The organism is Streptomyces sp. NPDC017529 (assembly GCF_044329785.1).
Classification (GTDB): Bacteria; Actinomycetota; Actinomycetes; order Streptomycetales; family Streptomycetaceae; genus Streptomyces.
This window is the reverse complement of the sequence record NZ_JBIRJY010000011.1, coordinates 180,882-205,359: the sequence shown is the minus strand read 5'-3', so window position 1 is coordinate 205,359 and position 24,478 is coordinate 180,882. Positions and strand designations below refer to the sequence as shown.

Annotated in this window: 20 protein-coding genes and 1 pseudogene; 5 read left to right on the top strand and 16 right to left on the bottom strand. The window is 71.6% G+C overall.

Annotated elements, in window-relative coordinates; all coding sequences use genetic code 11:
• Nucleotides 1–10 precede the first annotated feature (10 nt).
• The 6 genes and pseudogenes from ACH4K4_RS26355 to ACH4K4_RS26330 all read right to left on the bottom strand — a co-directional run.
• The gene (locus ACH4K4_RS26355; RefSeq protein WP_398170554.1) at nt 11–751 is read right to left on the bottom strand and encodes a glycosyltransferase; all 741 of its coding nucleotides are present in this window, start codon (nt 749–751) and stop codon (nt 11–13) included.
• The gene (locus ACH4K4_RS26350; protein WP_398170553.1) at nt 748–1,377 is read right to left on the bottom strand and encodes a class I SAM-dependent methyltransferase; all 630 of its coding nucleotides are present in this window, start codon (nt 1,375–1,377) and stop codon (nt 748–750) included. Before ACH4K4_RS26350 ends, ACH4K4_RS26355 begins: the two co-directional genes overlap by 4 nt.
• A complete protein-coding gene (locus tag ACH4K4_RS26345) occupies nt 1,374–2,123 on the bottom strand; it encodes a PIG-L deacetylase family protein (protein ID WP_398170551.1) in 750 nt (249 codons plus the stop codon). Before ACH4K4_RS26345 ends, ACH4K4_RS26350 begins: the two co-directional genes overlap by 4 nt.
• Nucleotides 2,120–3,118, bottom strand: coding sequence for an acyl-CoA dehydrogenase (locus tag ACH4K4_RS26340; protein ID WP_398170550.1), 999 nt, complete (start codon nt 3,116–3,118; stop codon nt 2,120–2,122). Before ACH4K4_RS26340 ends, ACH4K4_RS26345 begins: the two co-directional genes overlap by 4 nt.
• A gap of 753 nt (nt 3,119–3,871) precedes the next feature.
• Nucleotides 3,872–4,213: an SH3 domain-containing protein gene (locus ACH4K4_RS26335; protein ID WP_398170549.1), complete on the bottom strand. Its 342-nt coding sequence runs from the start codon at nt 4,211–4,213 to the stop codon at nt 3,872–3,874.
• A gap of 147 nt (nt 4,214–4,360) precedes the next feature.
• A pseudogene (locus tag ACH4K4_RS26330) lies at nt 4,361–4,573 on the bottom strand (Appr-1-p processing protein); the annotation flags it as partial.
• A 92-nt stretch (nt 4,574–4,665) separates the two neighbouring features.
• Between ACH4K4_RS26330 and ACH4K4_RS26325 the strand changes: the two are divergent.
• Entirely contained in the window at nt 4,666–5,136 is a 471-nt protein-coding gene (locus ACH4K4_RS26325; protein ID WP_398170548.1) for a hypothetical protein, read from the top strand.
• Nucleotides 5,137–5,265: 129 nt separating this feature from the next.
• Here ACH4K4_RS26325 and ACH4K4_RS26320 read toward each other — a convergent pair whose 3' ends face one another.
• From ACH4K4_RS26320 to ACH4K4_RS26285, 8 genes are all read right to left on the bottom strand, one after another.
• Nucleotides 5,266–6,723 carry an NF041680 family putative transposase gene (locus tag ACH4K4_RS26320; protein ID WP_398170547.1) on the bottom strand — a complete coding sequence of 486 codons (1,458 nt, stop codon included), beginning with the start codon at nt 6,721–6,723 and terminating at the stop codon, nt 5,266–5,268.
• Nucleotides 6,724–6,912: 189 nt separating this feature from the next.
• Complete coding sequence (locus ACH4K4_RS26315) at nt 6,913–10,599, bottom strand: helix-turn-helix domain-containing protein (protein ID WP_398170546.1); 3,687 nt, start codon at nt 10,597–10,599, stop codon at nt 6,913–6,915.
• A 241-nt stretch (nt 10,600–10,840) separates the two neighbouring features.
• The gene (locus ACH4K4_RS26310; protein WP_398170545.1) at nt 10,841–10,978 is read right to left on the bottom strand and encodes a hypothetical protein; all 138 of its coding nucleotides are present in this window, start codon (nt 10,976–10,978) and stop codon (nt 10,841–10,843) included.
• A 186-nt stretch (nt 10,979–11,164) separates the two neighbouring features.
• Nucleotides 11,165–11,785, bottom strand: a complete 621-nt coding sequence (locus ACH4K4_RS26305; protein ID WP_398170543.1) for a hypothetical protein — start codon at nt 11,783–11,785, stop codon at nt 11,165–11,167.
• Nucleotides 11,782–12,423, bottom strand: coding sequence for a TetR/AcrR family transcriptional regulator (locus tag ACH4K4_RS26300; RefSeq protein WP_398170542.1), 642 nt, complete (start codon nt 12,421–12,423; stop codon nt 11,782–11,784). Before ACH4K4_RS26300 ends, ACH4K4_RS26305 begins: the two co-directional genes overlap by 4 nt.
• Nucleotides 12,424–12,496: 73 nt before the next feature.
• The gene (locus tag ACH4K4_RS26295; RefSeq protein WP_398170540.1) at nt 12,497–14,080 is read right to left on the bottom strand and encodes a hypothetical protein; all 1,584 of its coding nucleotides are present in this window, start codon (nt 14,078–14,080) and stop codon (nt 12,497–12,499) included.
• A 132-nt stretch (nt 14,081–14,212) separates the two neighbouring features.
• Nucleotides 14,213–14,827 (bottom strand): GNAT family N-acetyltransferase, encoded by a 615-nt coding sequence (locus ACH4K4_RS26290; RefSeq protein ID WP_398170539.1) that lies wholly within the window; start codon nt 14,825–14,827, stop codon nt 14,213–14,215.
• A 58-nt stretch (nt 14,828–14,885) separates the two neighbouring features.
• Nucleotides 14,886–16,376, bottom strand: coding sequence for a SulP family inorganic anion transporter (locus ACH4K4_RS26285; RefSeq protein ID WP_398170538.1), 1,491 nt, complete (start codon nt 16,374–16,376; stop codon nt 14,886–14,888).
• A gap of 320 nt (nt 16,377–16,696) precedes the next feature.
• On the opposite strand from ACH4K4_RS26285, the gene ACH4K4_RS26280 reads away from it, so the two are divergent.
• The 3 genes from ACH4K4_RS26280 (at nt 16,697) to ACH4K4_RS26270 (ending at nt 19,127) form a co-directional block, all read left to right on the top strand.
• On the top strand, nt 16,697–17,116 hold the full coding sequence (locus ACH4K4_RS26280) for a MerR family transcriptional regulator (protein WP_398170536.1): 420 nt from the start codon (nt 16,697–16,699) through the stop codon (nt 17,114–17,116).
• Nucleotides 17,117–17,364: 248 nt separating this feature from the next.
• A complete protein-coding gene (locus ACH4K4_RS26275) occupies nt 17,365–18,426 on the top strand; it encodes a hypothetical protein (RefSeq protein ID WP_398170535.1) in 1,062 nt (353 codons plus the stop codon).
• A 95-nt stretch (nt 18,427–18,521) separates the two neighbouring features.
• Nucleotides 18,522–19,127, top strand: a complete 606-nt coding sequence (locus tag ACH4K4_RS26270) for a hypothetical protein (protein WP_398170533.1) — start codon at nt 18,522–18,524, stop codon at nt 19,125–19,127.
• A gap of 40 nt (nt 19,128–19,167) precedes the next feature.
• Here ACH4K4_RS26270 and asnB read toward each other — a convergent pair whose 3' ends face one another.
• Complete coding sequence (asnB, locus tag ACH4K4_RS26265) at nt 19,168–21,030, bottom strand: asparagine synthase (glutamine-hydrolyzing) (protein ID WP_398170648.1); 1,863 nt, start codon at nt 21,028–21,030, stop codon at nt 19,168–19,170.
• Nucleotides 21,031–21,207: 177 nt separating this feature from the next.
• Nucleotides 21,208–22,542, bottom strand: coding sequence for a cytochrome P450 (locus ACH4K4_RS26260; RefSeq protein ID WP_398170646.1), 1,335 nt, complete (start codon nt 22,540–22,542; stop codon nt 21,208–21,210).
• A 453-nt stretch (nt 22,543–22,995) separates the two neighbouring features.
• Between ACH4K4_RS26260 and ACH4K4_RS26255 the strand changes: the two genes are divergently transcribed.
• Nucleotides 22,996–24,369, top strand: a complete 1,374-nt coding sequence (locus ACH4K4_RS26255; RefSeq protein WP_398170532.1) for a cytochrome P450 — start codon at nt 22,996–22,998, stop codon at nt 24,367–24,369.
• Nucleotides 24,370–24,478: the final 109 nt, after the last annotated feature.

The window sequence follows — 24,478 nt, the reverse complement described above, 5'->3', positions numbered from 1 at the left end:
CGGGTGCCGGTCAGCTCCCCGGCGCCAAGGCCAACTCCTGTAGGTAGGTACCGAAGCCGTGGGTGGCGCGGGGGTCCGTACGCCCGGAAGTGAGGACCGGGCAGCGGTCCGTCCTGAGGATGCGGGCGCCGGCCCGTTCGAGCGCGGTCGCCAGGGCGTGGTCTTCGCTGTGCGCGAGCGCGGGAAAGCCCCGCACCCGGCGGTACGCGTCGGCGGCGACGCCCAGGTTGGCGCCGTGCACGTGCGGGTGGACCCAGGCGCGGTCCTGCCCTGGCTGCCCGGCGAAGTACAGCGTGTGGTGGCGCTGGGCGACCGCGGCGCTCAGCTTGGGGTGCGGGGCGACCCGTATGGTGCCGAGCACGCAGTCCCACCCGGCGGCGGCCTGCTCGATCTGGTGGGCCAGCCACGTGGTGGGGACGAGCGTGTCGGCGTCGGTGGTGGCGATCCAGGCCCGGTCGGCGGCGGGTCCGAGCAGGCCGAGGCCGTGGGTGATGGCGGCGCCCCTGGCCGCGCCGACGTTGTGCCGCGACAGCTCCACGACGTGCGCGCCGTGGCGGCGGGCGAGCGCGGCGGTGTTGTCGGAGCAGGCGTCGGCCGCGACCACCGTCACCACCCGCACCCGCCGCGCGGACAGCTCGGAGTGCCGGGCGGCCGTGTGCAGGGCGCGGAGCGCGGCCGGCAGGGCCGCCGCCTCGTTGTGGGCGGGGACGGCGACCACCAGGGCTTTCGGTGTACGGGCCGGGTGGTTCACACCAGCCCCTCGGCTGCCGCGGGGGCGGGAGCGGCGCTGCCGTCCGGCAGTCGCCGGGTGAAGGTCTGCAGCACGAAGTCGGCGTCGTTCAGCTGCCCGACGGGAACGAGTTCGTCCACGCCGGTGAGCAGCGGGGCGAGTTGTGTGCCGGTGCGCAGGTGGTCGTCGACCGGGTGGTCCCAGTGCACGGTCACGAGGGTGGCGCCGGGTTCCAGGCTGTCCACGGTCCGCTTCAGGACCTCCCGGAGCGTGGCGTCGTCGAAGTAGTACAGAAGCTCCGAAAGCACGATCAGGTCAAACGTTCCTTCAGGCCACTCGCCCGGTACCGCCATGGGCCGCACCTCGACGTGCGGCCGGTCGCGGTTGCGGCGGGCGGCCGCTTCGACGGCCGCCGGCACCCGGTCGGTGGCCAGCACCTCGGCACACCGTTCGGCGAGAAGCCGGGTCAGGACGCCGACGGAACAGCCCGGCTCGAACGCCCGGCGGTAGCGGCGGCGGGGCAGCGCGGCGACGGTCAGGGCGTACTTGCGCTGCTCGTACCACCGGCCCGCCAGGTCCCAGGGGTCGGCCGACCGGGCGTACATGGTGTCGAAGTAGGACGGGGGCGTGGCCAGGTTCGTTCTCATGTGAAGACCACCTCGAAGGCGCGCGTATGGTGGGCGAGTTCGGCGGGCGGCAGGATCACCGTGTCCTGGCCGGGGCCGAGCGGGGCGATCTGGCTGGCGAACCGGCGGATCGCCGCCTGCTTGCGCGACCGCGCCGATCGGGGCAGCGGCAGCCGGCGGGCGGCGGACCACGGCACGCGTGGATCGCCGGGCGACGCCCAGTGCCACATCCATACCGGGTAGTGCCAGCAGGGCGTTCCGGTCTGCCGGGCGGCGGCGGCCGCCGCCCGCCCCGCCGCTTCGTGATCGGCGTGCAGATCGCCCGTCCACGGCGCGACGCACAGCGAGGCACCGGTCTCGCGCAGTACCGCGACGAGTTCCCGCGTCAGCTGCTCCTCGTGGGCGTCGACGCCCGTATCGGGGATTCCCAGCCGATACGTACGGTGCCCGCGCAGCCGCAGCTCGCCGAGCGCACGCTCCAGCTCGGCCGCACGCAGCGCGGCGATCCGCTCCGCCGCCAGGTGCGGATGCGAGCCTTCTCCATCGGTGACGGTCACGAGCTGGACACCGTCCCTGAGCTGCGCCATCGTGCCGCCGAACCCCAGGACTTCGTCGTCGGGGTGGGCGGCGACCACCACGACGGGCCCGGACGGCGGCCGTACGACGGGCAACCGCGCGAGCCCGGACCAGGCCGCCCACCGCTCTTCGGCGGTGCCCGGGGCCTCGATCGCCCCGGCGGCCGCCTCCCGGTCGAAGGAACCGATCACTTCCCCGGCCCCGCTTCCTGCCCCACCAGCCCCCCGAGCTCGGCAAGGTTGCGGTCGGCGTGGTGCTGACGGATGTACACCGTCAGGTCGACGGCGTTGCGGGCATGGCGCGGGTCGTGGCACAGCGGCCCGGCGCCGGTGGCCCGCCCGACCCGGTCCAGTACGTCGCCGCAGGCCCGCTCCGCGATCGCCCGTACCCGCAGGCTGCGCAGCCGGGCGGTGTCCGAGCGGTCCAGCGGATCGGCGTCGATGGCCCGCGCCGCCTCCCACAGCACGGTCTCCGCCGCGTACAGCGCCACATCCACCGCCCCCAGGTGGGCGGCGGTCAGCGGATCCTCCGTGCGGGCGCCGGTCTGGAGGGTGTCGGCGACCGCCCGTGCCCCGCCGAGCCAGCAGGCGGCGACCCCGATGCCGCCGTGCTGGAATCCCGGCCGGTCCAGGTAGGCCCCCACGCCGCCGACCGGCCGGCCCGGCACCGCCGTGAAGCGCACATCGGGGGTGTCGCTGCCTGCCATGCCGATGGCCTGCCAGGTTCCCTCAAGCGGTGCGTAACCGGGGTGGTCCGTGCGTACGGCGAACAGCCTGCGCCCCTGCGGGGTGTCCGCCGTGACCAGGCCATGGGTGCAGGAGTGCGCCCCGGAGCAGTACGCCTTGTACCCCTCCAGCAGCCACGCCTCGCCGTCCCGGCGCGCCTCCAGGCCCGTCCCCGGTGGCTGCGCGGCCCACACTCCCCAGCGCTCGCCCGGACCGGGCGGCGCCTGCCCCAGCTCCCGCAGGATGGCGGTGGCATCGGCATGGCCCTCCGCCAGCCGGGCCAGCGACAGATCGGTGCGTCCCAGCGCGTACAGGGCGGCGAAGCGCTCACGCGTACGCCCCGCCCCCGGCAGCGGCATATCGCCCGCTTCGGCGTCCACCCAGGCACGGAACCGGTCCGCCACCGACCGCCGTACCTCTTCGGCGTCCGGGACGAGTCTCGTCTCCAGGCCCACATTCACGTCACGTCCCACCTTTCGCACGGCCGTGACCGGCAGTCGTGTCCAGGAATCCGCACGGCCCGTACCTCCTCGTCGGACCCGCCCGATCCGAATACCCCGCAACAGATCCCTTATACGGTGGATTCGCTCGGCTCTCTGTCCGTAACACCGTGCACCCTGTTCCCGTCGGCCTCGCGGAGCACCACCGGTCGTCCGCGGTCACTCTCCGTTACGTACGGGCGCCGCTGGTCCCGGGTGGTCGGGACCAGGGGCCACCGGCGCGAGGCCAGCCGGCCACCGGGGGGGGGACGTAACCGCTGATCTTCTGGATGCTGTTGGCCCAGCTGCCGGCCTTGTAGGTGGACCAGGTACGGGAGCTCACGTCGCCGGGGCCGCCCTGATCTTCGAGCCGGATCCACATGGTCGTCCCTGACGTCCGCGGTGTGCTGGTTGTAGAGGATCACGTCGCCGATCTTCGGGGTCGAGTGCACCGTGCCGTACTTGGCGAAGCTGGAGGCGAGGTCGTTGAGCTTGCTTCCGCTGGGATGGCAGAACTCTCGACGGGCTGGTGTGGCGCGGCCAAGCGCTTCGCTGTCCGGGCAGGTCAGTGGGGGTCTCCCCGGGGAGAGGCGCAGGGGCCAGGGCATGGCGAAGCCCGCTGCGGATGCGACTGCGGCACGCCGGGAAGTCGTACGGCGTGCCGCTGGGCTGACGAACCGCAGCGTCGGCGGGACGGACGGCATCAGGGCTGCCGCACCCGCCGGCGCTGTACGGTCAGTACGTCACGAAGTCGGCCCGGACCCAACCCTTCTGGCCCTTGTGCGGGCCGGAGGTCACCTTGCCGTACCACCACACCTCGGGGTACGTCTTGGTGCAGTAGTACGTGAACTTGGTGCCCTTGCTCAGGAGCCCGTACGACCCGTACTTCGTGCTGGGGCCCTTGCGGAAGTTCACCCCGTTGCCCCTGATCTTGTAGTAGTTCGCGTCCGGTTCGTCGAGGTTGCACTTCGGGTGGGTGGCCGCGCTCGCGGTCGGTGCGGTGATCACCGCACCGCCGAACAGCGCGACCGTCGCGACCGCCGTGGCGATCCCCTTGCGCATCAGGCCTTGGCGCACTCCGCGTCTCCTTGTCGGTCATACCGATGACCGGCGCACCCCCGTTTGGCGCGCCGCTTCGCCGCGTCGGTCGACGGGCGGAGCGTGATCTTAGTTGACGTGGTCGCGAGCATGACACGCCGGTGGCCAGTGACCGGGTGCGGCTCAGTACCGCACAGGGGCGCCCTTGCTGCCAGTACGTATCCCCCGTTGGCCCACCATGTCGGCCACCCCGAGCAGCCGCTCGACCTGCACCACCTGCACAGCGCCGAGGCCGAAGCCCCAGCCCCCCAGGTCCTGGCAGACATGCGCGATCACCTTGGGGCCCTTGCCCTGCGGAGTGGTCGCGTCGCCCCGTACGTACTCGATCCCCGTTGCCATGCGCGAAACCCTAAGAAGCTGTGCGAGACCCTACGGTTCGAAGGTGGCTGGCGGCGTTCTGTGCTTGGGCTCGTATGGCACCATTCGTTGGTGTGGAGTGGTCGAGTCTGGTCGGGACAGGGCTCGGGGCCGTACTCGGGGTGGGTGCCACCTTGCTCGGCGAGCACGTGCGTTGGCGGCGCGCCACCCGGGACAACAGGCTGCAGGACTGTCGAAACCTGTACGCCGACTGTCTCGTCTCCTTCCGCCAGGCGCACGAGGCGATGCGCCTGGCCGCCGACGAGGAGCATCCGAGTCCACAGGCGAGGGCGGCCAGGATCCGGCAGGTGTACCAGGCGTCGGGCTGTGACGAGGCACGGGAACGGCTGACTCTCACGGCGACCGAAGAGGTGACGACTGCGATCGACGCGTCGTACACCTCGCTCCGCAACATACGCGAAGTTCTCGCCTCCGGTGCCACCGTCCCAACGCCGGACTACCAAGCAGCCAGGCAGGCACACAGGGAAACGACCTCAGCGGCCCGCGATGCTCTTCGCCGTCATCTTCGCTCCCTGGACATCTGACCCGCTGCGGTCCTCGATGCGGCCTCTGACCAGCAGACCGGAATCGGCACTTCCGTGCATTCGTAGGTTGTCAGGCCTTTGCCGCTGGAGGCAGCAGGTTTCCGCACAGCTTCTAAGCTTGTTCTTTATCTACCAGGACCTGCCAGGCTTGCCGATGGCCTTGAGGGTCTCGGGGCGTCTGACGGTTTTGCCGACGTCGTAGCGGGGTGCGGGATGGCGGTTCTTGGTCCCGGGTGGTCGTCCGGGACCGGCGCCGCGAGGTTGGGGAACACGGGCCGGACAGAGTAGGTGGGCTCGGATGTTCCTGAACCCTCGGCGGACCCTGGCCGGGGTGAGGCGTTCGGGCTTGACCGGCTTCTCCCAGGGGCGGCGGAGGTCGGCGGCCAGCGGCCGGGCGAGACGTAACTGGGTGTGGGCGACGACCACGAGCCAGGTCCACCGGTCCGCAGCCTCGGGAGTACGGACCTGCGGGGTGGTCCAGCCGAGAATCTGCTTTCCGAACCTGAAGGTGTGCTCAAGATCGAATCTCCTGAGGAACACCTGCCACCACAGATCCACGTCTGCCGGGGCGGCGCCGGTCTTGGAGGACCACAACCAAACCGGCGGTGCTTCCCGTTCCCTGGAGAGGTGCTCGACCTTCAGCCGGACCAAGGTGCCCTCGACGAGGGGGAGTTCACCGTCGTGCTCCAGCCAGGCTGAGCGGTGGGTCAGCCTCGGGTGGACCCGGTCCCAGGCTTGGGCTTCGGCCTGGCCGTAGTTGGTGGTGTCGGTGATGGTGGTGATCGCCGCCTCGGGCCATGTCTCGGGTTTGGCGAAGCGGAACTCCTTGCCGTGCTTCGGCGGTCGCCCGCCCTGGGGATAGGCCAGGGCGTACTCCTTGAGCGAGGGCTTCGGCAGCCGCATCACCCGGTCACTGCGGATCCGCCCGACCAGCTCGACAGGAAGATCTTGCAGGACCCAGGCCAGGCGGGTGACGTCGTAACCCGCGTCCATGACGATCGTGATGTCCGGGTCGCCAGGCGCCCACTGGCCGGCTGAGATGAGACGCTCGGCCACGGCACGGAGTTGGGTGGCGGTGATGGCGGTCGCATCATCTTCGGGACCGAGCCGGACCACGTCCAGGACCGACGTCCACGAGGTGGCTCCCGGTTCGAGGACGGCGACGAAGGAGTACGGCCAGCCCGGGATGAACTGGGAGGCGGACTTCGCCCGGCCGTAGACGTGGCAGAACAGCCGGTCTGCCGAGCACGGCGCGTCCGAGCGCAGCCACGGCGACACATCGACCGCCAGCACCAGGCGCCCGCCCTCGAACCGGGGCAACGACAGCCCGGCGAGCAAGGTCCGCAGCCTCCCGACGTCGATTCGGCCCCGGTTGAGAGCTCCGTACAAAGCACCGTGCCCGCGCCGGTGTTCGGGCACCATCGTCAGGTCCACCGGCGAGGTAACCGGCCCGTCGACGCACAACAGCGCGTCGGCCAGTTCGAACATTTCGTCACGCCGGGCGGTCAGACACTCGTAGAACTCTGCTCGGAAGCGTGACGCTTCCGCGAACGCTTCCCGCCGGACATCTGGGCACACCACACTCATGACAACGGCCTTCGGTTGATCCCGCATCTCTGTGACGGAGCACAGGATCAAGCGAAGGCCGCCCTCACGTCCGCTGAATGCCCTGGTGAGCGACGTAGTTCGAGTCGCCATTCGAGACCGGAAGAAAAAGAACAAGCTAAGCGGCACCACTGACAGCGGCACCACTGGCAAGGCGGCGTCGAGGCGTGCTCACCGGGGGCACGCGGTGTGGTGGCGGGGCGGGTTCGGTAGGTACGCGGAGCGTTCCTGCGCGGTGAGGTCCCGGCCCACGGAGCGGCAGATTCTGCTGATGGCCTCGTCGGGTGCCGGCAAGTCCAGGTGCCACAGGTGCGCCTTGTTGTCTCCCTGGCCGACGGCGAGCGTGCGGCCGTCGGGGCTGACGGCCATCGATGTCACCGGCCAGCCGCGTCCCGGCAGGGTCGTGCGGGGCCGGGCCGAGCCGATGTCCCACAGCCGGACGGTGCGGTCGTCTCCGCCGGTGGCGAGGGTGCGGCCGTCGGGGGTGAAGACCACGGCCCGTACGGTGCCGGTGTGGCCGGTGAGGACGGTGCGGGGCCTGCCGGTCGCGGTGTTCCACAGCCGTACCGTTCCGTCGAAGCCGCCGGTGGCCAGGGTGCGGCCGTCCGGGCTGAACGCCACCGCCCACACCGTGTCCCGGTGCCCGGTCAGGGTCGCCCGGAGCCGTCCGGTGGCGGCGTCCCACAGGCGTACCGTCTTGTCGAAGCCGCCGGAGGCCACGGTGCCGCCGTCCGGGCTGAACGCCACCGTCACCACGTTCTCCGCGGACTCGCCGAGGGTGGTGGGAGATCCCCCGCGGGCCGTGTGCCACAAGCGGACCCTGCCGGACCCGTCGCCGGTGGCGAACGTGCGGCCGTCCGGGCTGAACGCCACGGCGAAGACGGTGCTGCCGACGTCGAAAGCCGCCCGTCTGCGGCCGGTGGCGGTATCCCACAGCTGGATCGTCTTGTCCTCACTGGCGGTGGCCAGCGTGCGCCCGTCCCGGCTGAGCGCCACCGCCGGCACCGGCCCGCTGTGACCGCCCAGTATGGCCCGGGACCGGCCGGTGTCCGCGTCCCACAGCCGCGCGGTGCCCTCGTCGCTGCCGGTGGCGACCGTGCGTCCGCCGGGGCCGAAGGCCACCGACGTCACGTCGCCGGTGTGCCCGGTGAGCGTCGTACGGGCCTGCCGCCGGCGCACGTCCCACAGCCACAGCGCGCCGTCGGTACCGCCGGTGGCCAGGGTACGCCCGCCGTGGCCGAAGGCGATCGCCGCCGTCCCGCCGGTCTGCCCGATCAGGGCCGCACCGGACTTGCCGGTCCCGGTCTCCCACAGCCGTACGGTGCCGTCGTCGCTGCTGGAGGCCAGGGTGCGCCCGTCGGGGCTGAACGCAACGGAGGTCACGGCGTCGGTATGACCGCTGAGTACCGCGCGCGTCGCCCCGTCGGCCGGGGAACGCAGCCGTACGGTGCCGTCGTCACTGCCGGTGGCCAGCGTGCGCCCGTCCGGGCTGAACGCCAGCGTCGCCACCACGTCGGTGCGGTCGGTGAGGGTGGTCCGGGGACGGCCGGTGTCCGTGTCGCGCAGTTTCACCATGCCGTCGTCGCCGGCGGTGGCCAGCGTCCGCCCGTCCGGGCTGAACGCCACTGCCTTCATGCGGTCGCTGTGGTCGGTCAGAGTGGCACGAAGGGTGTGCTGCCGCGTGTCCCACAGCCGCACCGTGGTGTCCCAGCTCCCGGTGGCCAGGGTGTGTCCGTCGGGGCTGAACGCCATCGACGTCGCGGCGGCTTCGTGGCCGGACAGGGTGGCCCGTACCGTGCCGGTGGCCGCGTCCCTCAGGCGCACCGTGCCGTCGTCGCTGCCGGAGGCCACGGTCCGCCCGTCCGGGCTGAACGCCACCGCGTACACGCCGATTTTCGCGCCGCCGACCGTGGCAGCGGCGAAGACGGTACGTGGCCGGCCGGTGTCCGCGTCCCACAGCCGCACGGCGCCGTCGTCGCTGCTGGAGGCCAGGGTGCGCCCGTCGGGGCTGAACGCCACCGTCCGCACGGCCTGGGCGTGGCCGCTGATGCGGCGCCGCAAGGGCAGCGCGGCAGCGGCGAAGACACTGGCGGTGGCCTCGGCGGTGGGGCGGATGCGGTAGGCGTGCGCGGCGAGGAGGGACGCCAGGTCGGGGTGGCCGCCGAGCAGCGTGGAGGACTGGGCGGCCAGTTGCCGCGAGAGCGCCGTGCGGCGCTGGTCTTCGCTGTTGCGGTACTGGATGAAGGCGGCCACCCCCGCGACCAGGGCGAGGACCAGCAGGACCGCCAGCGAGGCGGCCGCGCCGCGCAGGCGGCGGGTGGTACGGGCGGTGGCGCGCCGCTCCTGTTCGTGTGCGGTGGTGCTGGCGGTGAGGAAGTCCCGTTCCAGCGGGGCGAGATCGCTTCGGGTGGCGGGGGCGGCGAAGGCTTCGCGGGCCGCGGCCAGCCGGGTGCCGCGGTACAGCGCTCCCGGATCACGGTCGAGAGCTGCCCACGCGGCGGCGGCCTCGGTCAGGCGGCGGTGCGCCAGCAGCCGTTCGCGAGCGTCGTCGATCCATTGCTGCAGCCGGGGCCACGAGGTGATCAGCGCCTCGTGCGCCAGGTGGACGGTGTCCTCCTCCGTGGTCACCAGGCGGGCGCGGGCCAGCCCCTCCAGTACCTGGGCCGTGGTGAGGTCGTCGGCGCCCAGTTCGTCGTACGGCGCGGGCCGGCGGGTGTCCGGGCGCCCCTCCCCCGGGGCGATCAGGCGCAGCAGGATGCGGCGGGCGGCCTGGGCCTGCGCCGGTGTGAGGCGGGTGTAGAGGTGTTCCGCGGTCTGGGCGACGGCGCCGTGGATACCGCCGGCGGCTTCGTAGGCGTCCAGGGTGAGGGTACGGCCGCGACGCCGGCGCCAGGTTTCCAGCAGGGCGTGCGAGAGCAGCGGCAGGCCGCCTGGCTCTTGGCCCACTTCCTGGATGAGGCGGGCGGTCAGCGGGCGTTCCACGAACAGGCCCGCGGCCGCCGCCGGTTTGACGATCGCCTGGCGCAGCTCGGCCGGGTTCATCGGTGCGACCGGCACCGTGGCTTCGCGTACGGCCGCTGCCAGGTCGGGCAGTTCCAGGACGCGGCCGTAGAAGTCCGCCCGTACGCCCAGCACCACGCGCAGGCGGTGGGCCGCTTCTCGTGCGGTGAGCAGCAGTTCGATGAAGCCGGCTTGTTGCCGAGGGTCGTGGCAGAGCGTGAAGAGTTCTTCGAACTGGTCCACGATCAGCCACGTGTCCCCCGTCCCGTCCTCCTGAGCGGCCGGGGCACACAGCGAGCCGTGTGTGTGCAGCGGCCGTGGGCCGGGGGTCAGGATGCGCAGTGCAGCGGGGCGCGAGGCCGGGTCGGTGGTGTGCTGCAACCGGGGAATCAAGCCCGCCCGCAGCAGCGACGACTTGCCGCTGCCCGACGGCCCCACCACCACCGTGATCCGGTGGGAGACCGCACAGTCCACCAACGTGGCGACGAGAGCCTCCCGGCCGAAGAACCGGTCTCCGTCCGCGGCGTCGAACCGGGCCAGCCCACGGTACGGCGGCTCCCCCTCGTCCTCCCCTCGCTCCGGGGGCACGGCCGCCACCTCGCGCGCGGCCCGGCGCCAACGCTCCTCCCACTCCGCCGCGTCACCACCGCAGGCCTTGGCATACGCCAGCGCCACCGGCAGTGAGGGGAGCTGTTCCCCCGAGGCGGCCCGGGACAGTGTCGGAGCCGAGCACTCCGTACGCTGCGCCATCGCCCGGTACGTGATCCCGCCGGCCTGCCGGCGCAGTTCCCGCAGCTCATGGGCGAACCGCTGCACCGGGCCCGCGGCCGGATCCAGCGGAAGTTCACGCCGTCCCATCCGCGCCCTCCCCGATCGGGTTCACCACCTGATCACCCCAGCACGGCCCGCTTCCCGGGAAGAAGACGCCCGTCAGCCAAGCCTCGCGAGGCGTCGGCGCCTCCGACACTTTTGTTTCAGGGCAGATGACAGCCGTGCGCATCAACTCCGGGTACCGAAAGCTGGGATGCGTCGCGGTCGGCGGGCCGGAAACATCACGGGGGTGCGGCCCGCCGGCCGACGTACGCACCAGGGACGCTCGTCAGTCCCAGTCGTTGAAGAGGACGCAGCCCAACGTGGTGATGTCGTGGTGGCGCGCTTCCCGCCATGCGCCCTCGGTGAGCGTCGAGGCGTCCAGGGCGGAGAGTGGCGTGGCGAGTTGTTCCGCGCTCAGGACCACGCAGCCCGCGTCGGTGAAGGCGCGGGACCAGGCCGGTGGCGCCAGGAACTCCTCTCCGGAACGCCCCGTCGGTCTTCGGAAGCGGGCCGTCCTTCGGCCGGAAGAAGCCCGTCGCCCCCCGGGGCAGCGTGGACCCGGTGTCCCCGTTCTTGATCAGAGGGCTCGTCTCGTCGTCGGCCATGGGCCCTATTGGGCCTGGTGGTGACACGGGGTAATGGTGGGGGAACCCGGCCGCAGCGGCGTTTCCGGTACGGCGTGCGCGAGGACGAGCTTGAGCAGCAGGACGGCCGGGAGCCAGGCGAAGCCCGCCGGGGCGGGCAGTGACGGCGCCACCAGGACGCCGGCCAGCACGGCGAACAGCCCCACCGGCCGGGCGAGGTAGCGCCGCGCGCGGCTGACCAGCACCACACCGGTCAGCGCCCAGCCGTACCAGAGCGGCCCCCACCACCACGGGCCCCCGAACAGCAGGCCGATGACGACCGGCTGGAGGTGGGCTGCGGCGAAGCCGACCTCGTGGTGCAGGAAACGGTTCAGACGGGTCGGCGGCAGCGGCAGCGGGCCGTGGTAGAAGCGCTTGGCGGCGTCGAGGCCGTTGGCCACCACTCCGCCCGCGAGATCGAAGACCAGCGTCACAGCGACCGCGTACTTCCACCACGGCCAGTCCAGGTTCCGCGTGTGCCAGAACAGGAAGCAGACGCCGACCGCGCCCGCCAGGCAGGCGAGCGCCCGTTCGGCTCGTGTGGCGCCGCTGCCGAAGAACCAGCTCGGCCGCGCCACCAAGGGTGCGTGCGCGTCACGGTGTTTCACTTCGGTCCCCCTGTCCGCGCGCCGATGCCCGCCGCGTAGACGGCCATCACCTCCGGCGCCCAGCGGTCCGTTCCCTCCGCGGTCAGCGGATCGACGCCGAGCGCCTCGGTGAGGCGTTCGCGCAGCAGCACCACGGCAAGGTCGTTGACCAGCAGGAAGGCGGCCCGTACGGCGGGGTCCTGGCCGGGCGACGCCGTCCCGGCCGCCACCATGCCGTCCAGCCGGTCCCGGCTCACCTCGTACAGCCGCCTGAACAGCTGCCGGCCCGCGTCGCCGTCGCTGGTGAGCATCCGCCGCAGGTAGCCGGGCAGCGGCGACTCGGGAGGGAAGTGCCCGGCCAGCGCCTCGGCCAGGGAGCCTTCCGCGCCGGGCGGCCGTTCACCGGTCAGCTCGCCGAGGAGCGCATCGCAGCGCTCCAGCACGTGCCGGTCGAGTTCCTCGCGCAGCCCGTCCTTGGAGCCGAAATGGTGGAGCACCAGGCCCGGTGAGACGTCTGCCGCCGCGGCGATCCGCCGCACGCTCACCGCGTCCGGCCCGTGCGCGGCGACCAGGCGCAGTGCCTCGTCGCGGATGCGGGCCCGTGTGGTGCGGTCGTCCTCGGAGGCGGAGTGGTCCGGAGAGGAAGGCGTTGAACGCATGTTCAGGAAACTATACGAGCGTTCAGCCGCCGTCCAGGGTTCTCGCCGCACTCCGGCTCCGGCACCGCTCCGGTCAGCCGTCGTCGTTCGAGCGCTGCCGCCTGCGCCGCCGGCGTACGGCCAGGACCGCGAGCCCGGCGACGACGACCGCGGCGGTCGCGGCGGAGGCCAGCCGGACCGGTACGCCGTGCGCGGCCTTGTCCGCGGCCTTGGACTCGCCCGCGCCCGGCTTCCTGGCGGGGTCGTCGTAGCGCGCCACCCAGTCGGGCGGGTCGTGCTGCGGGCTCGCCGCGACGCCGGTGATCTCCAGCTCGACGGGCCGCTCGTTGTCGTCCGGATTCTCGTCGCCGGACGGCACCGGCGCCTTGATCCGGCCCTCGGCGCCGGGGACGGGGCGGTCAATGCGCACCCGGAGGATGGACGGGTAGCCATTGGCACACGTCCCCTCCCGTCCCCTTCCTGAGCAGTAGGAGAAGTCGGAGGCGTGCCGCTCCAGCGGGAGCGGGGCCATCGAGGTGCCCTCTGGGAGCCGGACCCGGAGCGAGGCCCGCTGCAAGACCCCGTCGGCGCTGTCCGCCTGGAGGACGTCCGTCTCGACGTACTCCCCCACCTTGCCCCGGATCTTCATGGTCTTCTCGGGAAAGCTCCAGCCTTCGGGCACGGTGAAGCCCTCGGTCCGGAAGCCCATCCTGGCCTTGGTGCCACCGGTGACGGTGTCGGCGCCGACCGGCTTGAGACCGAGCACGGGGCCGCTTCCCCGCAAGGGGTGGCTGCCCTGGACCGTCGCGTCGAGGGGTTCGTTCCCTTCCGCCCACACGTCGTAGGTGTAGGCGCCCCTGACCTGGCAGCAGTCGGGGTTGCGTGCCTGGAGCGGCGCGTCCGTCTCGTATGCCTGCCCCGCTTCCAAAGGCCCCGGGAACTCACAGAAAATCACTTCCGTCCCGGTTTCCGACTCGGGGTAGGAACAGTTGCTGAAGGAAGGCGCGAACCTCGGCGACTGGAACCGGCCCTTGTGGCCGTCGTCGGCGACCGAGATCCGCAGGACGACCTTGCCCGGCGTCCGCGTCGAACCGGCGTTGACGAAGGCGGGTGTGATGGGCGGCGGTGCGCCCCGTTCCGAACGGGGCAATTCCACGTCCTGGTGAACCCGCGTACGGAATTCAGGCACTCCGATGTGGATCCTGGCCGAGTGGGTCAGCCCGGGACCGTTGCGGCTGGTGTATCTCTCGGAGACGGACCCGGCCATGCCGCCCTGCGCGTCGGGATACGGAGTCATGCGGAAGGGCCTGAAACGCCACGCGCCTTCGTCGTCACCCAACCGGCAGGTGACGATGTGACCGGCCTTTCGGCAGCGCGGGTGAAGTGCGGTGACCTTGACCTTGCCCGCGACTTCGGAGAGGTCGTACTCCGCGACGACACCGCGGGGCCGCTCGACCTTGCTGCTGTCGCCGGGATACAGGACCGTCTGATACGGAGTGCCGCCGGCCTCGTACCGGGCACTGTTCTCGTACGCGACGAAGTACAGCTCCTCGGGGTTCTCCTGTTTCAACGCGAGAGGATCCGTGGCCGCGGCGGGGATGACAGACCGCGAGCCGAACACCGCCGCCACCATGACCACCAAGACGGATATGACTCTCGCGCCGTTCCGCATCGTCATGTTTTCTCCCGTCGCTGGAAGGCCCCCTTTGCCGTGTCGCCCGGGTGAACGGTGTGGAGGGGGCGTCGGTACGGCCCGTCGGCGCTTGCGCGTCGGCGGGCCGTTCGTTCGGTGTCGGCGGTCCGGCGGTCCTCAGACGCCGGCCGGTGTTCGGGGTTCGCGGCGCATGGACCACAGCACCGGGCCGCCGCCCGGGAGCTGTACTTCCTCGCGCACGGTGAAGCCGAAGTGCTCGTAGACGGGGAGGTTGGCCGGCTTGGAGGACTCCAGGTAGGCGGGCAGGCCCGCCGCGTCGGCCTTGGCGAGTCCCGAACGCAGCAGGGCGGCCCCGTGACCCTGGCCCTGGGCGGCCGGGTCGGCGCCGATCACCGCGAGGTACCAGTGCGGCTCGGTCGGTGAGTGCTCGGCGGCCGCCTCGACGGCGTCGCGGAACAGCGGCGCCCGGTCGCCGAGGATGTCCTGGAGTTCCTGGATGGTCTCCGCGTCGGGGACGGCCTTTTCCTGCCCCTCCGGCGGTACCCAGAAGGCGGCCGCCGCTTCGGTGCGTTCGCACACGCCGTGGTGGGCGTACTGCCGGGTGAAGAGGGTGGTGAAGTAACGGCCCAGCCCGGCATCGCGGGAGGAGTCGTCGGGGAAGAACCAGCGCATCATCGGGTCGTCGTCGAAGGCGCGGGCCAGCGTACGGCTGACCAGTCGGGCGTCGTCGAGCGTCGCCGGCTTGGGAGTGTTTATCGGCACACAGGGCATTGTGCACCCCCGGTGATCTTCGTCTGACGGCGGGCGGGGTTCTCGTACCGAAGGGGGCTCAGTGGCTGGTGAGCTTGCCGTGGAGGGTGGCGCTCGGATCGTTCAGGCCGGTGATCTCGACGGTCTTGCCGCGCTGCTTGTACTTCGTCTCGACGGCGTCGAGGGCGGCGACCGAAGAGGCGTCCCAGATGTGGGCGGCGGACAGGTCGATGACGACGTGGTCGGGGTCGGTGGCGTAGGCGAACTGTCCGACGAGGTCGTTGGAGGAGGCGAAGAAGAGTTCCCCGGTGACGGAGTAGACGACCGTGCCGCTGCCGGTGTCGGTGACGGGGGTGACTTCGGCGAGGCGGGCGACGCGCTTGGCGAAGATGACCATGGCGGTGACGCAGCCGGCGACGACGCCGGCGGCGAGGTTGTGGGTGGCGATCACGACCACGACGGTGAGCACCATGACGGTGGTCTCGCCGGCGGGCATCCGCTTGAGGGTCCTGGGCGCGATGGAGTGCCAGTCGAACGTCGCGAACGACACCATGACCATGACGGCGACGAGCGCGGCCATCGGGATGTCGGAGACCACCGGGCCGAAGACGATGCACAGCACCATCAGGAACGTGCCGGCGAGGAACGTGGAGAGGCGGGTGCGGGCCCCGGAGACCTTCACGTTGATCATCGTCTGGCCGATCATGGCGCAGCCGCCCATGCCGCCGAAGAAGCCGGTGACGATGTTGGCGATGCCCTGGCCGACGGACTCGCGGGTCTTGTTGGAGTGGGTGTCGGTGATGTCGTCGACGAGTTTGGCGGTCATCAGGGACTCCATCAGGCCGACCAGCGCCATGGCGAAGGCGTACGGGGCGATGGTGGTCAGGGTGGCCGGCGTGAACGGCACGTCCGGCAGGCCCGGCACGGGGAGGGAGGACGGCAGTTCGCCCTTGCCGCCCACGGTCGGTACGGCGATCCCGGCGGCGACCGTGATGGCGGTGAGGACGACGATGGACACCAGCGGGGCCGGGATCACCTTGGTGACCTTGGGGAAGAACACCATGAGCGCGAGCCCGCCGACGATCAGCGGGTAGACGGCCCAGGGCACGTCGTACATCTCGGGAACCTGGGCCATGAAGACGAGGACGGCGAGGGCGTTGACGAAGCCGACCATCACCGAGCGGGGGACGAACCGCATCAGCCTCGCCACGCCGAGCGCGCCCAGGATCACCTGGAAGACCCCGGCCAGGATGACCGCGGCGACCAGGTAGCCGAACCCGTGCTCGCGGTTGAGCGGGGCGATCACGAGCGCGACGGCGCCGGTCGCCGCCGAGATCATCGCCCGGCGCCCGCCGACGACGGAGAGGGTGACGGCCATGGTGAAGGAGGCGAACAGGCCGATCGCGGGGTCGACCCCGGCGATGACCGAGAAGGAGATCGCCTCGGGGATCAGCGCCAGCCCGACCACCAGTCCGGCCAGGATCTCGGTGCGCCACACCTTCGGGTCGGACAGCCAGTCGGGGCGCAGGCCGCGCAGGCGCGCGGCCGGGGACAGTGCGGGCGTAGACAAGATCAGGTACCTGACGTGCTCGGGCACGCCGGGCGTCATCTGGGCGTGCGGGAGGGCGAGAGGCCGGAGCGGCTCCTCGCGAAGCCCGTGCGGGACGGGCCGGAGTCGTAACGGTGGCGGCAGTCGTAACGGTGCCGGAGGGGGCCGGCACGCCACAGAGCGCGGCGGGCGTCCCGTGCCCGGGGCGGAGACGGCGCACCTGCCGGCCGGTCCCGGCGACGGTCAACCCTACCCTAACGTTAGGGTAGAGATGCGGGTGGCTGCCGGCGGCCGCCGCTCGGGGCGAGGGGCGAGGGGCGAGGGACGAGGAAGGCGCGTACGTGGGCAGCGAGCACATGCAGATCGGCGAGGTCGCCGCACGGACCGAGCTGTCCCTGCGCACCATCCGGCACTACGAGGAAGCCGGCCTGGTCATTCCCTCCGCCCGCTCCCAGGGCGGATTTCGCCTGTACACCGAAGCCGACGTCGCGCGCCTGATGGTGATCCGCCGGATGAAGCCCCTCGGCTTCACGCTCGACCAGATGCGCGACCTGCTGGACGCCACCGAGCGCCTCGACGCCGGCACCGGTCTCGACGCCGGGGAGAGGACGGCCCTGCTGGAACGCGTACGCACCTACGAGCAGGCCGCGTCCGACCAGGTGGAGAAGCTCCGCGTCCAGCTGTCCCGGGCGGAGGACTTCGCCACCACCCTGCGAGCCCACCTGGAGCGCGCCGGACAGGCCGCGGCACCACAAGGCTGACCGTCCCGGCAGGGCGACACGCCCTCCGTCGGCCTCAATGGCCCCAAGGGACAATCTTTCGGGCATCTGCTCCCCCGCACCTCACGCGTCCCTCCAGAATGCCAAGTGGGCAACTCTTTCGTCGCGTGAGCCCTCATACGGGGGGTGAGTAGGTGTACGTACGCATCCACACGTGACGCACGATCCGAGTACGACGCACGTCAACCTGTGCTGTTCAGGCGGCACTTAGGAACAGAGAGGTTCGCTGGATGAAAATTCGCCGCGCTCTGTCGGCCGCCGCGGCGGCCGCCGTGTTGGCGCCCGCCGCGGTACTGGCCTCGCCCGCCGTCTCGTTCGCGGCCGGACCGGTGGCGGAGACCGGTTCTCGGACCCCTGCCTCTCCCGGCCCGTCCGACTCCCCCGCGCCCGCCGGCCGCGGGGCGGATTCCGCGGCGAACGACGGCGCTGCGAACGACGGTGGCGCAACGTCCAACGGTGCCGCCGAGGCTTCCCGCCGGACTCCGGGGACGCCGCCTGCGGCCGCCGGGAAGTCCGGTGCGGACACCGGCGCGGGGACCGCGTCGGGCAAGGGCACGACGTCCGACGACAACGAGGGCCAGACCTGCGCGTTCGCGTCCGACCAGTTGCGTGTGGCGGTCCGCGGGCTGCCGTCCCGGCTGGCTGCGGGCGGCGCCTGGTCCCCGTTCTCCATGACGCTTGCCAACACCACCGGCACGTCCATGGACAAGGTCCTGCCGTTCCTGCGCGTGTCCCCGCACGACAACGTCGAGTGGCCGTACGGGCAGCTGGAGACCGAGTACCGCGACGAGAAGACGGATACCTGGAAGACCTTCCGCGACGCGGAGCCCGAGGACCTGTTCGGCTTCTTCGAGATCGGCGCACACGACACCGTCACACTGCGGCTGCGCACCCGCGCGGTCAAGGACGCCAAGCCCGGCACCGGATTCGCGCTCGCCGCGGGCGACTTCCGCAACCGCGACGGTTCCTGCGGATCGGCCAAGGAAGCCTGGTCCGACTTCACCATCCTCCCCCGGGGCGCGCAGCCCACGCAGACACCGACCGCCAAGCCCGAGGAGCCGGGCGGCTCGGCCGGACCCGGCCAGAGCGCCGCGCCCGGCGGTGGTGCGGACGGCTCCGGGCCCGGTGGTGGCGTCAAGCCGCAGGGCGGCGGCCATCTCGCGGCGACCGGGTCTTCCGCCGCGCTCCCGGCGGTCGCTCTCGCGGGCGCCGCAGCGGTGGCCGTCGGCGCGGGCACGGTCTTCGCCGTACGCCGCCGGAAGGCCGTGGCCGGCCCGGGCGCCGCCGCGTAGGCGGCACTCGCGCGGCCACGGGTGTCCTGGTCCTCCTCCCCGGACCCGCAGCACCCGCCGGACCCATGAATCCTCGAACCGAGAAGGAGAACTCCATGAAACTGCGCCGCGCTCTGTCGGTCACTGCCGTGACGGCCGCCCTGCTCCCCGCAGCGGTGGCCGCCGCGCCCGCAACGCAGGCAGCCCCTGCCGCGGATCTCCCGAGCTGCTCGGACGTCTCCAACGGGAATTACCAGAACAACGCCCTCGTGGGGCGGTCTTTCGGCATACCCCAGTCGATCACCCTCGGAAACCACTGGAACACCTACACCGCCACGCTCACCAACGTCTCGGCGAAGGAGCTGAAGTCGTTCGGCCTCAGTGCCCGGTTGGACAGCTACGTCTACAACGAGGGCGAGCACGACCTGCGCCCCTACGGCGACCTGCAGTACTGGGACGCCGCGCAGAAGTCCTGGAAGACGCTGCGCCAGGCAGACGGTGAGACCTCGGGCCCCGTACCCGGGCCGCGGACGCTGAAGCCTCGCGAGTCCGTCAACGTACAGCTGCGGTTCAGGGTGCGGGAGGGGCTGCCCGACACCCAGAACTACGACGCGTACACCCATCTCGTCGGCACCTTCGCCGACAGCTACAACGGCACGGCCTGCGCGGCCGGCGGCGAAGCGGGCAGTGCTTTCGGCATACCGATGCCCGCCAAGAAGTAAGTCACGGCGGCGCCCCGCGGAACGGCGGGGCGCCGTGCGCTCACTGGATGTCGACCCGCACGTCGTAGGCGCGCACCCACGCGTCGAACTCGACGAGCCGTTCCAGTACGGCGCGGGCGCTCCACGGGCCGCCGACCGCGTACGCGCCCTCCGGCCGGGCCAGGAGGCCGCGTACCCGGTCCTCGCCGACCAGGCGCAGCACCGGCGCGTCCGGGGTGAGGAGGTCCGCCACCATCCGGCGCAGGGCGCGTTCGTAGGAGAGGTCCTGGGTGGAGGGGTAGGGGCTCTTCTTGCGGTCCAGTACCGAGTCCGGCAGCAGGCCGCGCATCGCGGCGCGTAGCAGGCTCTTCTCCCGGCCGTCGAAGTTCTTCATGGCCCAGGGAGTGTTGTAGACGTACTCCACCAGGCGGTGGTCGGTGAACGGGACGCGTACCTCCAGGCTGACCGCCATGCTGATCCGGTCCTTGCGGTCCAAGAGGAAGTTCTCCCAGCGGGTGAGGTTGAGGTACGTGATCTCGCGCATCCGTGCCTCGTGCCCCGTCTCGCCGACCAGCCGCGGCACCTCGGCCATCGCCTCGGCGTACCGCCGCTCGACGTACGCGGTGAGCCCCAGCCTTTCCCACAGGCCCAGTTCGCGCAGGGCCCCGATGCCTCCCGCCTGCTCGAACGGGTGGTGCCACGGGAAGGTGTCGAGGCCGACCGCCTCCGGGGAGTGGAACCAGGTGTACCCGCCGAAGAGCTCGTCCGCCGCCTCGCCGGACAGCGCCACCGTCATCCGTTCCTTGAGCGCCCTGCAGAGCAGGAACAGGGAGTACTCCATGTCACCGGTGGACACCGGCAGGTCCTGGGCGCGCAGGACGGCGTCGCGGACACGGGGGTCGAGGATGTCGTCGTTGGCGAGCTCCACGATGATGTGCTCGGCGCCGACGTGCCCGGCTACCTCGACCGCGAACGGGGTGTCGGGATCCTCCCACTGCACGTTGGACCGGAAGCGTTCCTGGTGGCCGGTGAAGTCGACGGAGAAGGCGCGTACCGGTTCGCGTACGCCCCGCCGGGCGCGGGAGGCGGCGGCGAGCGCGGTGACGGCACTGGAGTCCAGGCCGCCGGAGAGCAGGGTGCCGACGGTGACGTCGGCGAAGAGCTGGCGCTCGACGATGTCCTCCAGCAGGGTGCGGACGGTGGCCACGGTGGAGTCGAGGTCGTCGGTGTGCCGGCGGGCCGTCAGCTTCCAGTAGGTCCGTACGTCGCTCCCGTCCCGGGTGAAGCGCAGCACGGTTCCCGGCAGGACTTCGTGCATACCGCGGAACACCGCGTGCCCGGGGGTCTTGACGATACTGAAGATCTCGCTGAGGCCGTCGGCGTCCACGACCGCCTCGGCCTCTTCGTGCGCGAGGATCGCCTTCGGCTCGGAACCGAACAGCACGCCGTCGGCGGTCGGGTGGTAATAGAGGGGCTTGACGCCCATTCGGTCGCGGATCAGCAGCAGTTCACGGGAGCGCGGGTCCCACAGTGCGAAGGCGTAAATGCCGTTGAGGTGCTCGGCAAATCCGTCTCCCCACTCCAAGTAGGCGCGGAGTACGACTTCCGTGTCGCTGGACGTGCGGAACGCGTGCCCGAGGGTTCGCAATTCCTCGCGCAGCTCGCGGAAATTGTAGACCTCGCCGGTGTAGGTGATGACCGGCGAATCCTCGGTCCCGGCGTCGTCCGCGCCGGTCATCGGCTGCCGTCCGCCTTCGATGTCGATGATGGCCAGCCGGCGGTGCCCGAGCAGGGCGTGCTCCGAGACCCACAGCCCGCTCGCGTCCGGACCGCGGCAGGCCATGGTCTCGGTCATCCGCCGTGCGACGTCCGCATACGCGGTCAGGTCACGTCCAAAACTCACCCACCCGGCAAGACCGCACATGGAAATCACACGCCTCATGGGGAATGCGCAGCCTTGGGCTAATGGCAGGCTCTCGCGAGACCCGAAAGTACCTGCCGACAATTCTAGCCGCCGGGCCGCTTTCCGGCCTTCCGGGATATTTCCGCTGCGTGCGGCTCGCCGTCACGGACGCGAGCCGCACGTACCGAGGGGCGGCGGTCAGGCGTGGCGCGGGGTGAGCGTCATGGGGATGCGGTCGGCCGCCGCCACCGCCGAGGCGACCTGCTTCGGGGTGTGACCGGGGACGGGCACCAGCTTCCAGCGCGGCAGCCAGGTCGCCAGGGCGATGGTCGCCTCGGTGTAGATGAACTGGTCGCCGATGCACTTGCGGTTGCCCGCGCCGAACGGGATGAACGCCTCGCGCCCCAGTCCGGCTTCCCGCTGCCGCTCGGGCAGCCACCGGTCGGGGTCGAAGCGGTCGGGTTCGGCGTACACGTTCGGGTCCCGGTGCAGGGCGTAGAGGCTGAAGCCGACCTCGGTGCCGGCGGGCAGGGCGGCGCCGCCCAGGACCACGGGTTCGGTGGTCCTGCGCATGAGGAAGGTCACGCCGCGCATCCGGATCACCTCGTCCAGCACCCGGCGGACGGCCTGGAGCCGGGGGACGTCCTCGATGGCCACCGGCCGGTCGCCGACGACCTCCGCGATCTCCGCCACGAGTCGCCGCTCCACCTCCGGGTGTCCGGCCAGTTCGTGGAAGGTCCAGGCGAGGGTGGCCGCGGTGGTCTCCGCGCCGGCGAACAGGATGGTGCTCAGCTCGTCCCTGACTTCGGTGTCGGACAGCCCGTCGCGCTCCGCGAGCAGCAGCGACAGCAGGTCGTCGTGCCCGGTGGGCTCGGCACGCGCGGTCCTGATGACCTCGTCGATGACCTGGCGCAGCTCCGCCACCGCGGCGTCGAACTGCCGGTTGGGCCGGATCGGCAGCCGGTCCAGGATCTTCGGGGACGCCGCGCGGACCAGCAGGTTCTTCAGCGCGATCGGCAGGTTTTCGCGTATGGCCTCCACCGCGGGCAGGCCGATGTCCGAGGAGAACATCGTCGAGGCGAGCGTCTCGATGCTGAAGGCGGCCATCTCGTGTGCGACGTCGAGTTCCTGACCGGGTGTCCACCTGTCGGAGAAGGCGCGCGCGTTGCGGCTCATGGTGGCGGAGTAGGCCGCGATGCGGTCCTTGGAGAACATCGGCTGGATCAGGCGCCGGTGCGCGCGGTGCAGTTCGCCGTTGGCGTTCGCCAGGCCGTTGCCGGCCAGGGGGCGCAACCGGTCGAAGAAACGTCCCTTCTCGAAGGACCTGGCCTGTCGCACCGTCACCTCGTGGACCAGCTCAGCCGAGGTGGCGACGTAGATCGGCATCGTGCCGAGATTCAGTCGCACCAGCTCCCCGTGCCTCCGTAGTGACGTCAGGAATCCGAAGGGATCGCGCAACAAGCTCAACGCGTGCCCGAGCAGCGGCACCGCCCCGGGCGCGCGCGGAACCGACTCTGAACCGACCGACTGCACCGCTACTGCCACGAATCATCCTTTGCTCAGGCCAGGTACCGCACCGGGAGGTGCGGCACGCTCCGGCGGTTCCGTCAGGAGACGCCGCGCCAGGTCGCCGCGCCGCTCCGGCGTCGCACCACCGGTGCCTCCTTTTCCCGCGACGCCCTGGGCGGCCTCCGTCCGGATCTGCCGGGCCCCATCATGATCAATTGTTGGCGAAGAGCCGTAAAGGGGGCGTGCCGCTCCGGGACCGCCGCGGAATCTCCTCTTCGGCCCTTGCGCCGGGCCCGGTCGCCGTGGTGGGACCGGAACTCCCCTGCCGGGCAGCCGGATTCGCGCCGCGGCGGCGGAACGTACATACCGGAATCCGCGGCGCCCACCGGTCCGTCCCGCGCCCGCGGGCTGCCTGCGGGCGCGGGGCGGACCGGCGATATGCTGCGCGTTGCCCCGCCGTTGCTTCTCGGAGGACCTGTGACCAGCCCCTTTCCCGGCGCCCCCAGCACCTCGTCCCTGCCGGCCCCACCCCCGCAATGCCCCGCGCACGCGACGGGAGCCGACGGGCTGCGACGGCTCTACGGCCCCGAGGCGGAACGCGAACCGCACCGTCTGTACGAGAAGCTGCGCCAGGAACACGGGCCGGTGGCTCCCGTTCTGCTTCCCGGTGACGTACGGGCCTGGCTGGTCCTGGGGCACCAGGAGAACCTGGACGTGCTGCGCAACCCGCTGCTGTTCTCCGCGGACTCCCGCCGGTGGAACGTCCGCCTCGCGCCCGACTCGCCGCTGCTGCCCATCACCGCGTACCAGCCGGTGATCGCCTTCGCCGACGGCGACGAGCACGCGCGGCTGCGCAGCGCGGTCACCGACAGCCTGGCGCGCATCAACCGCCACGGCAACCGCCGTTACGTGGTGCGCTACACCGACCGGCTGCTGCACGCGTTCGCGGCGGCCGGCCGGGCCGACCTGGTGACCGACTTCGCCGAGAAGCTGCCGATCCTGGTGCTGAGCCGGCAGTTCGGCATACCCGAGCAGGACGCGCTGCCGCTGGGCGAGGCGGTACGCGACATGGTCCGGCCCAGCGAGACCGCCCTGAAGAGCAACCAGATCGTCGTCGAGACCATGCAGGAGCTGATCCGGCGCAAGAAGGACACCCCCGGCGACGACCTCGCCAGCTGGCTGCTGCGCCACGAGGCGGGCCTGAGCGACGACGAGGTGCTGCAGCACCTGCGCCACGCCCTCGTCGCCGCGAACGAGAACACCGCCAACCTGATGGCGAACACGCTGCGCATGGTGCTGACCGACCGCCGCTTCCGCGGCAACCTGGCGGGCGGTCAGATGACGCTGCCCGACGCGCTCGACCAGGTGATGTGGGACCACCCGCCGCTCGCGCTCGTACCGAACCGCTGGGCCACCGGCGACACGGTCCTCGGCGGCCGGCAGATCAACGGCGGCGACATGGTCATGCTCGGCCTGGCCGCCGGCAACCGTGACCCGGCCGTCCGCCCCGACCTGTCCACGCCCGTGCACGGCAACCGCTCGCACCTCGCCTTCGGCCAGGGCCCGCACGAGTGCCCCGGCATGGACATCGGCCGGGCCATCGCCGACACGGCCATCGACACGCTGCTGGCGCGGTTGCCCGACGTGACGCTCGCCGTACCGGAGAGCGAGCTGTCCGTCACCACCTCGCTGGTGTCCAGCCGCCTGAACACCCTGCCCGTGCACTTCACCCCCCAGCGCCCCAAGCAGGAGACGCACACGCCCCAGCCGCAGCCCCGCTTCGAGCCGCCGTCGACGGCGGCCCCCGCTCCGGAGCGCGCGTCGTGGCGGAAGCGGAAGTCCTCGCGGTAGCGCGGGCCGGGACGCGGGCCCGGGGACGTACCCCGGCCCCCCCCCGGGAGCCCCCGCGGACCGTCAGGGCACCCCCACCCAGTACGGAGCAGGACACCAACCCCACCGG

Bases quoted from the DNA above. Each gene is read 5' to 3' on its own strand.
- ACH4K4_RS26350 (WP_398170553.1), bottom strand. From the start codon at position 1,377: ATGAGAACGAACCTGGCCACGCCCCCGTCCTACTTCGACACCATGTAC.
- ACH4K4_RS26320 (WP_398170547.1), bottom strand. From the start codon at position 6,723: ATGAGTGTGGTGTGCCCAGATGTCCGGCGGGAAGCGTTCGCGGAAGCG.
- ACH4K4_RS26315 (WP_398170546.1), bottom strand. From the start codon at position 10,599: ATGGGACGGCGTGAACTTCCGCTGGATCCGGCCGCGGGCCCGGTGCAG.
- ACH4K4_RS26300 (WP_398170542.1), bottom strand. From the start codon at position 12,423: ATGCGTTCAACGCCTTCCTCTCCGGACCACTCCGCCTCCGAGGACGAC.
- ACH4K4_RS26295 (WP_398170540.1), bottom strand. From the start codon at position 14,080: ATGACGATGCGGAACGGCGCGAGAGTCATATCCGTCTTGGTGGTCATG.
- ACH4K4_RS26290 (WP_398170539.1), bottom strand. From the start codon at position 14,827: ATGCCCTGTGTGCCGATAAACACTCCCAAGCCGGCGACGCTCGACGAC.
- ACH4K4_RS26275 (WP_398170535.1), top strand. From the start codon at position 17,365: ATGAAAATTCGCCGCGCTCTGTCGGCCGCCGCGGCGGCCGCCGTGTTG.
- ACH4K4_RS26270 (WP_398170533.1), top strand. From the start codon at position 18,522: ATGAAACTGCGCCGCGCTCTGTCGGTCACTGCCGTGACGGCCGCCCTG.
- asnB (WP_398170648.1), bottom strand. From the start codon at position 21,030: ATGTGCGGTCTTGCCGGGTGGGTGAGTTTTGGACGTGACCTGACCGCG.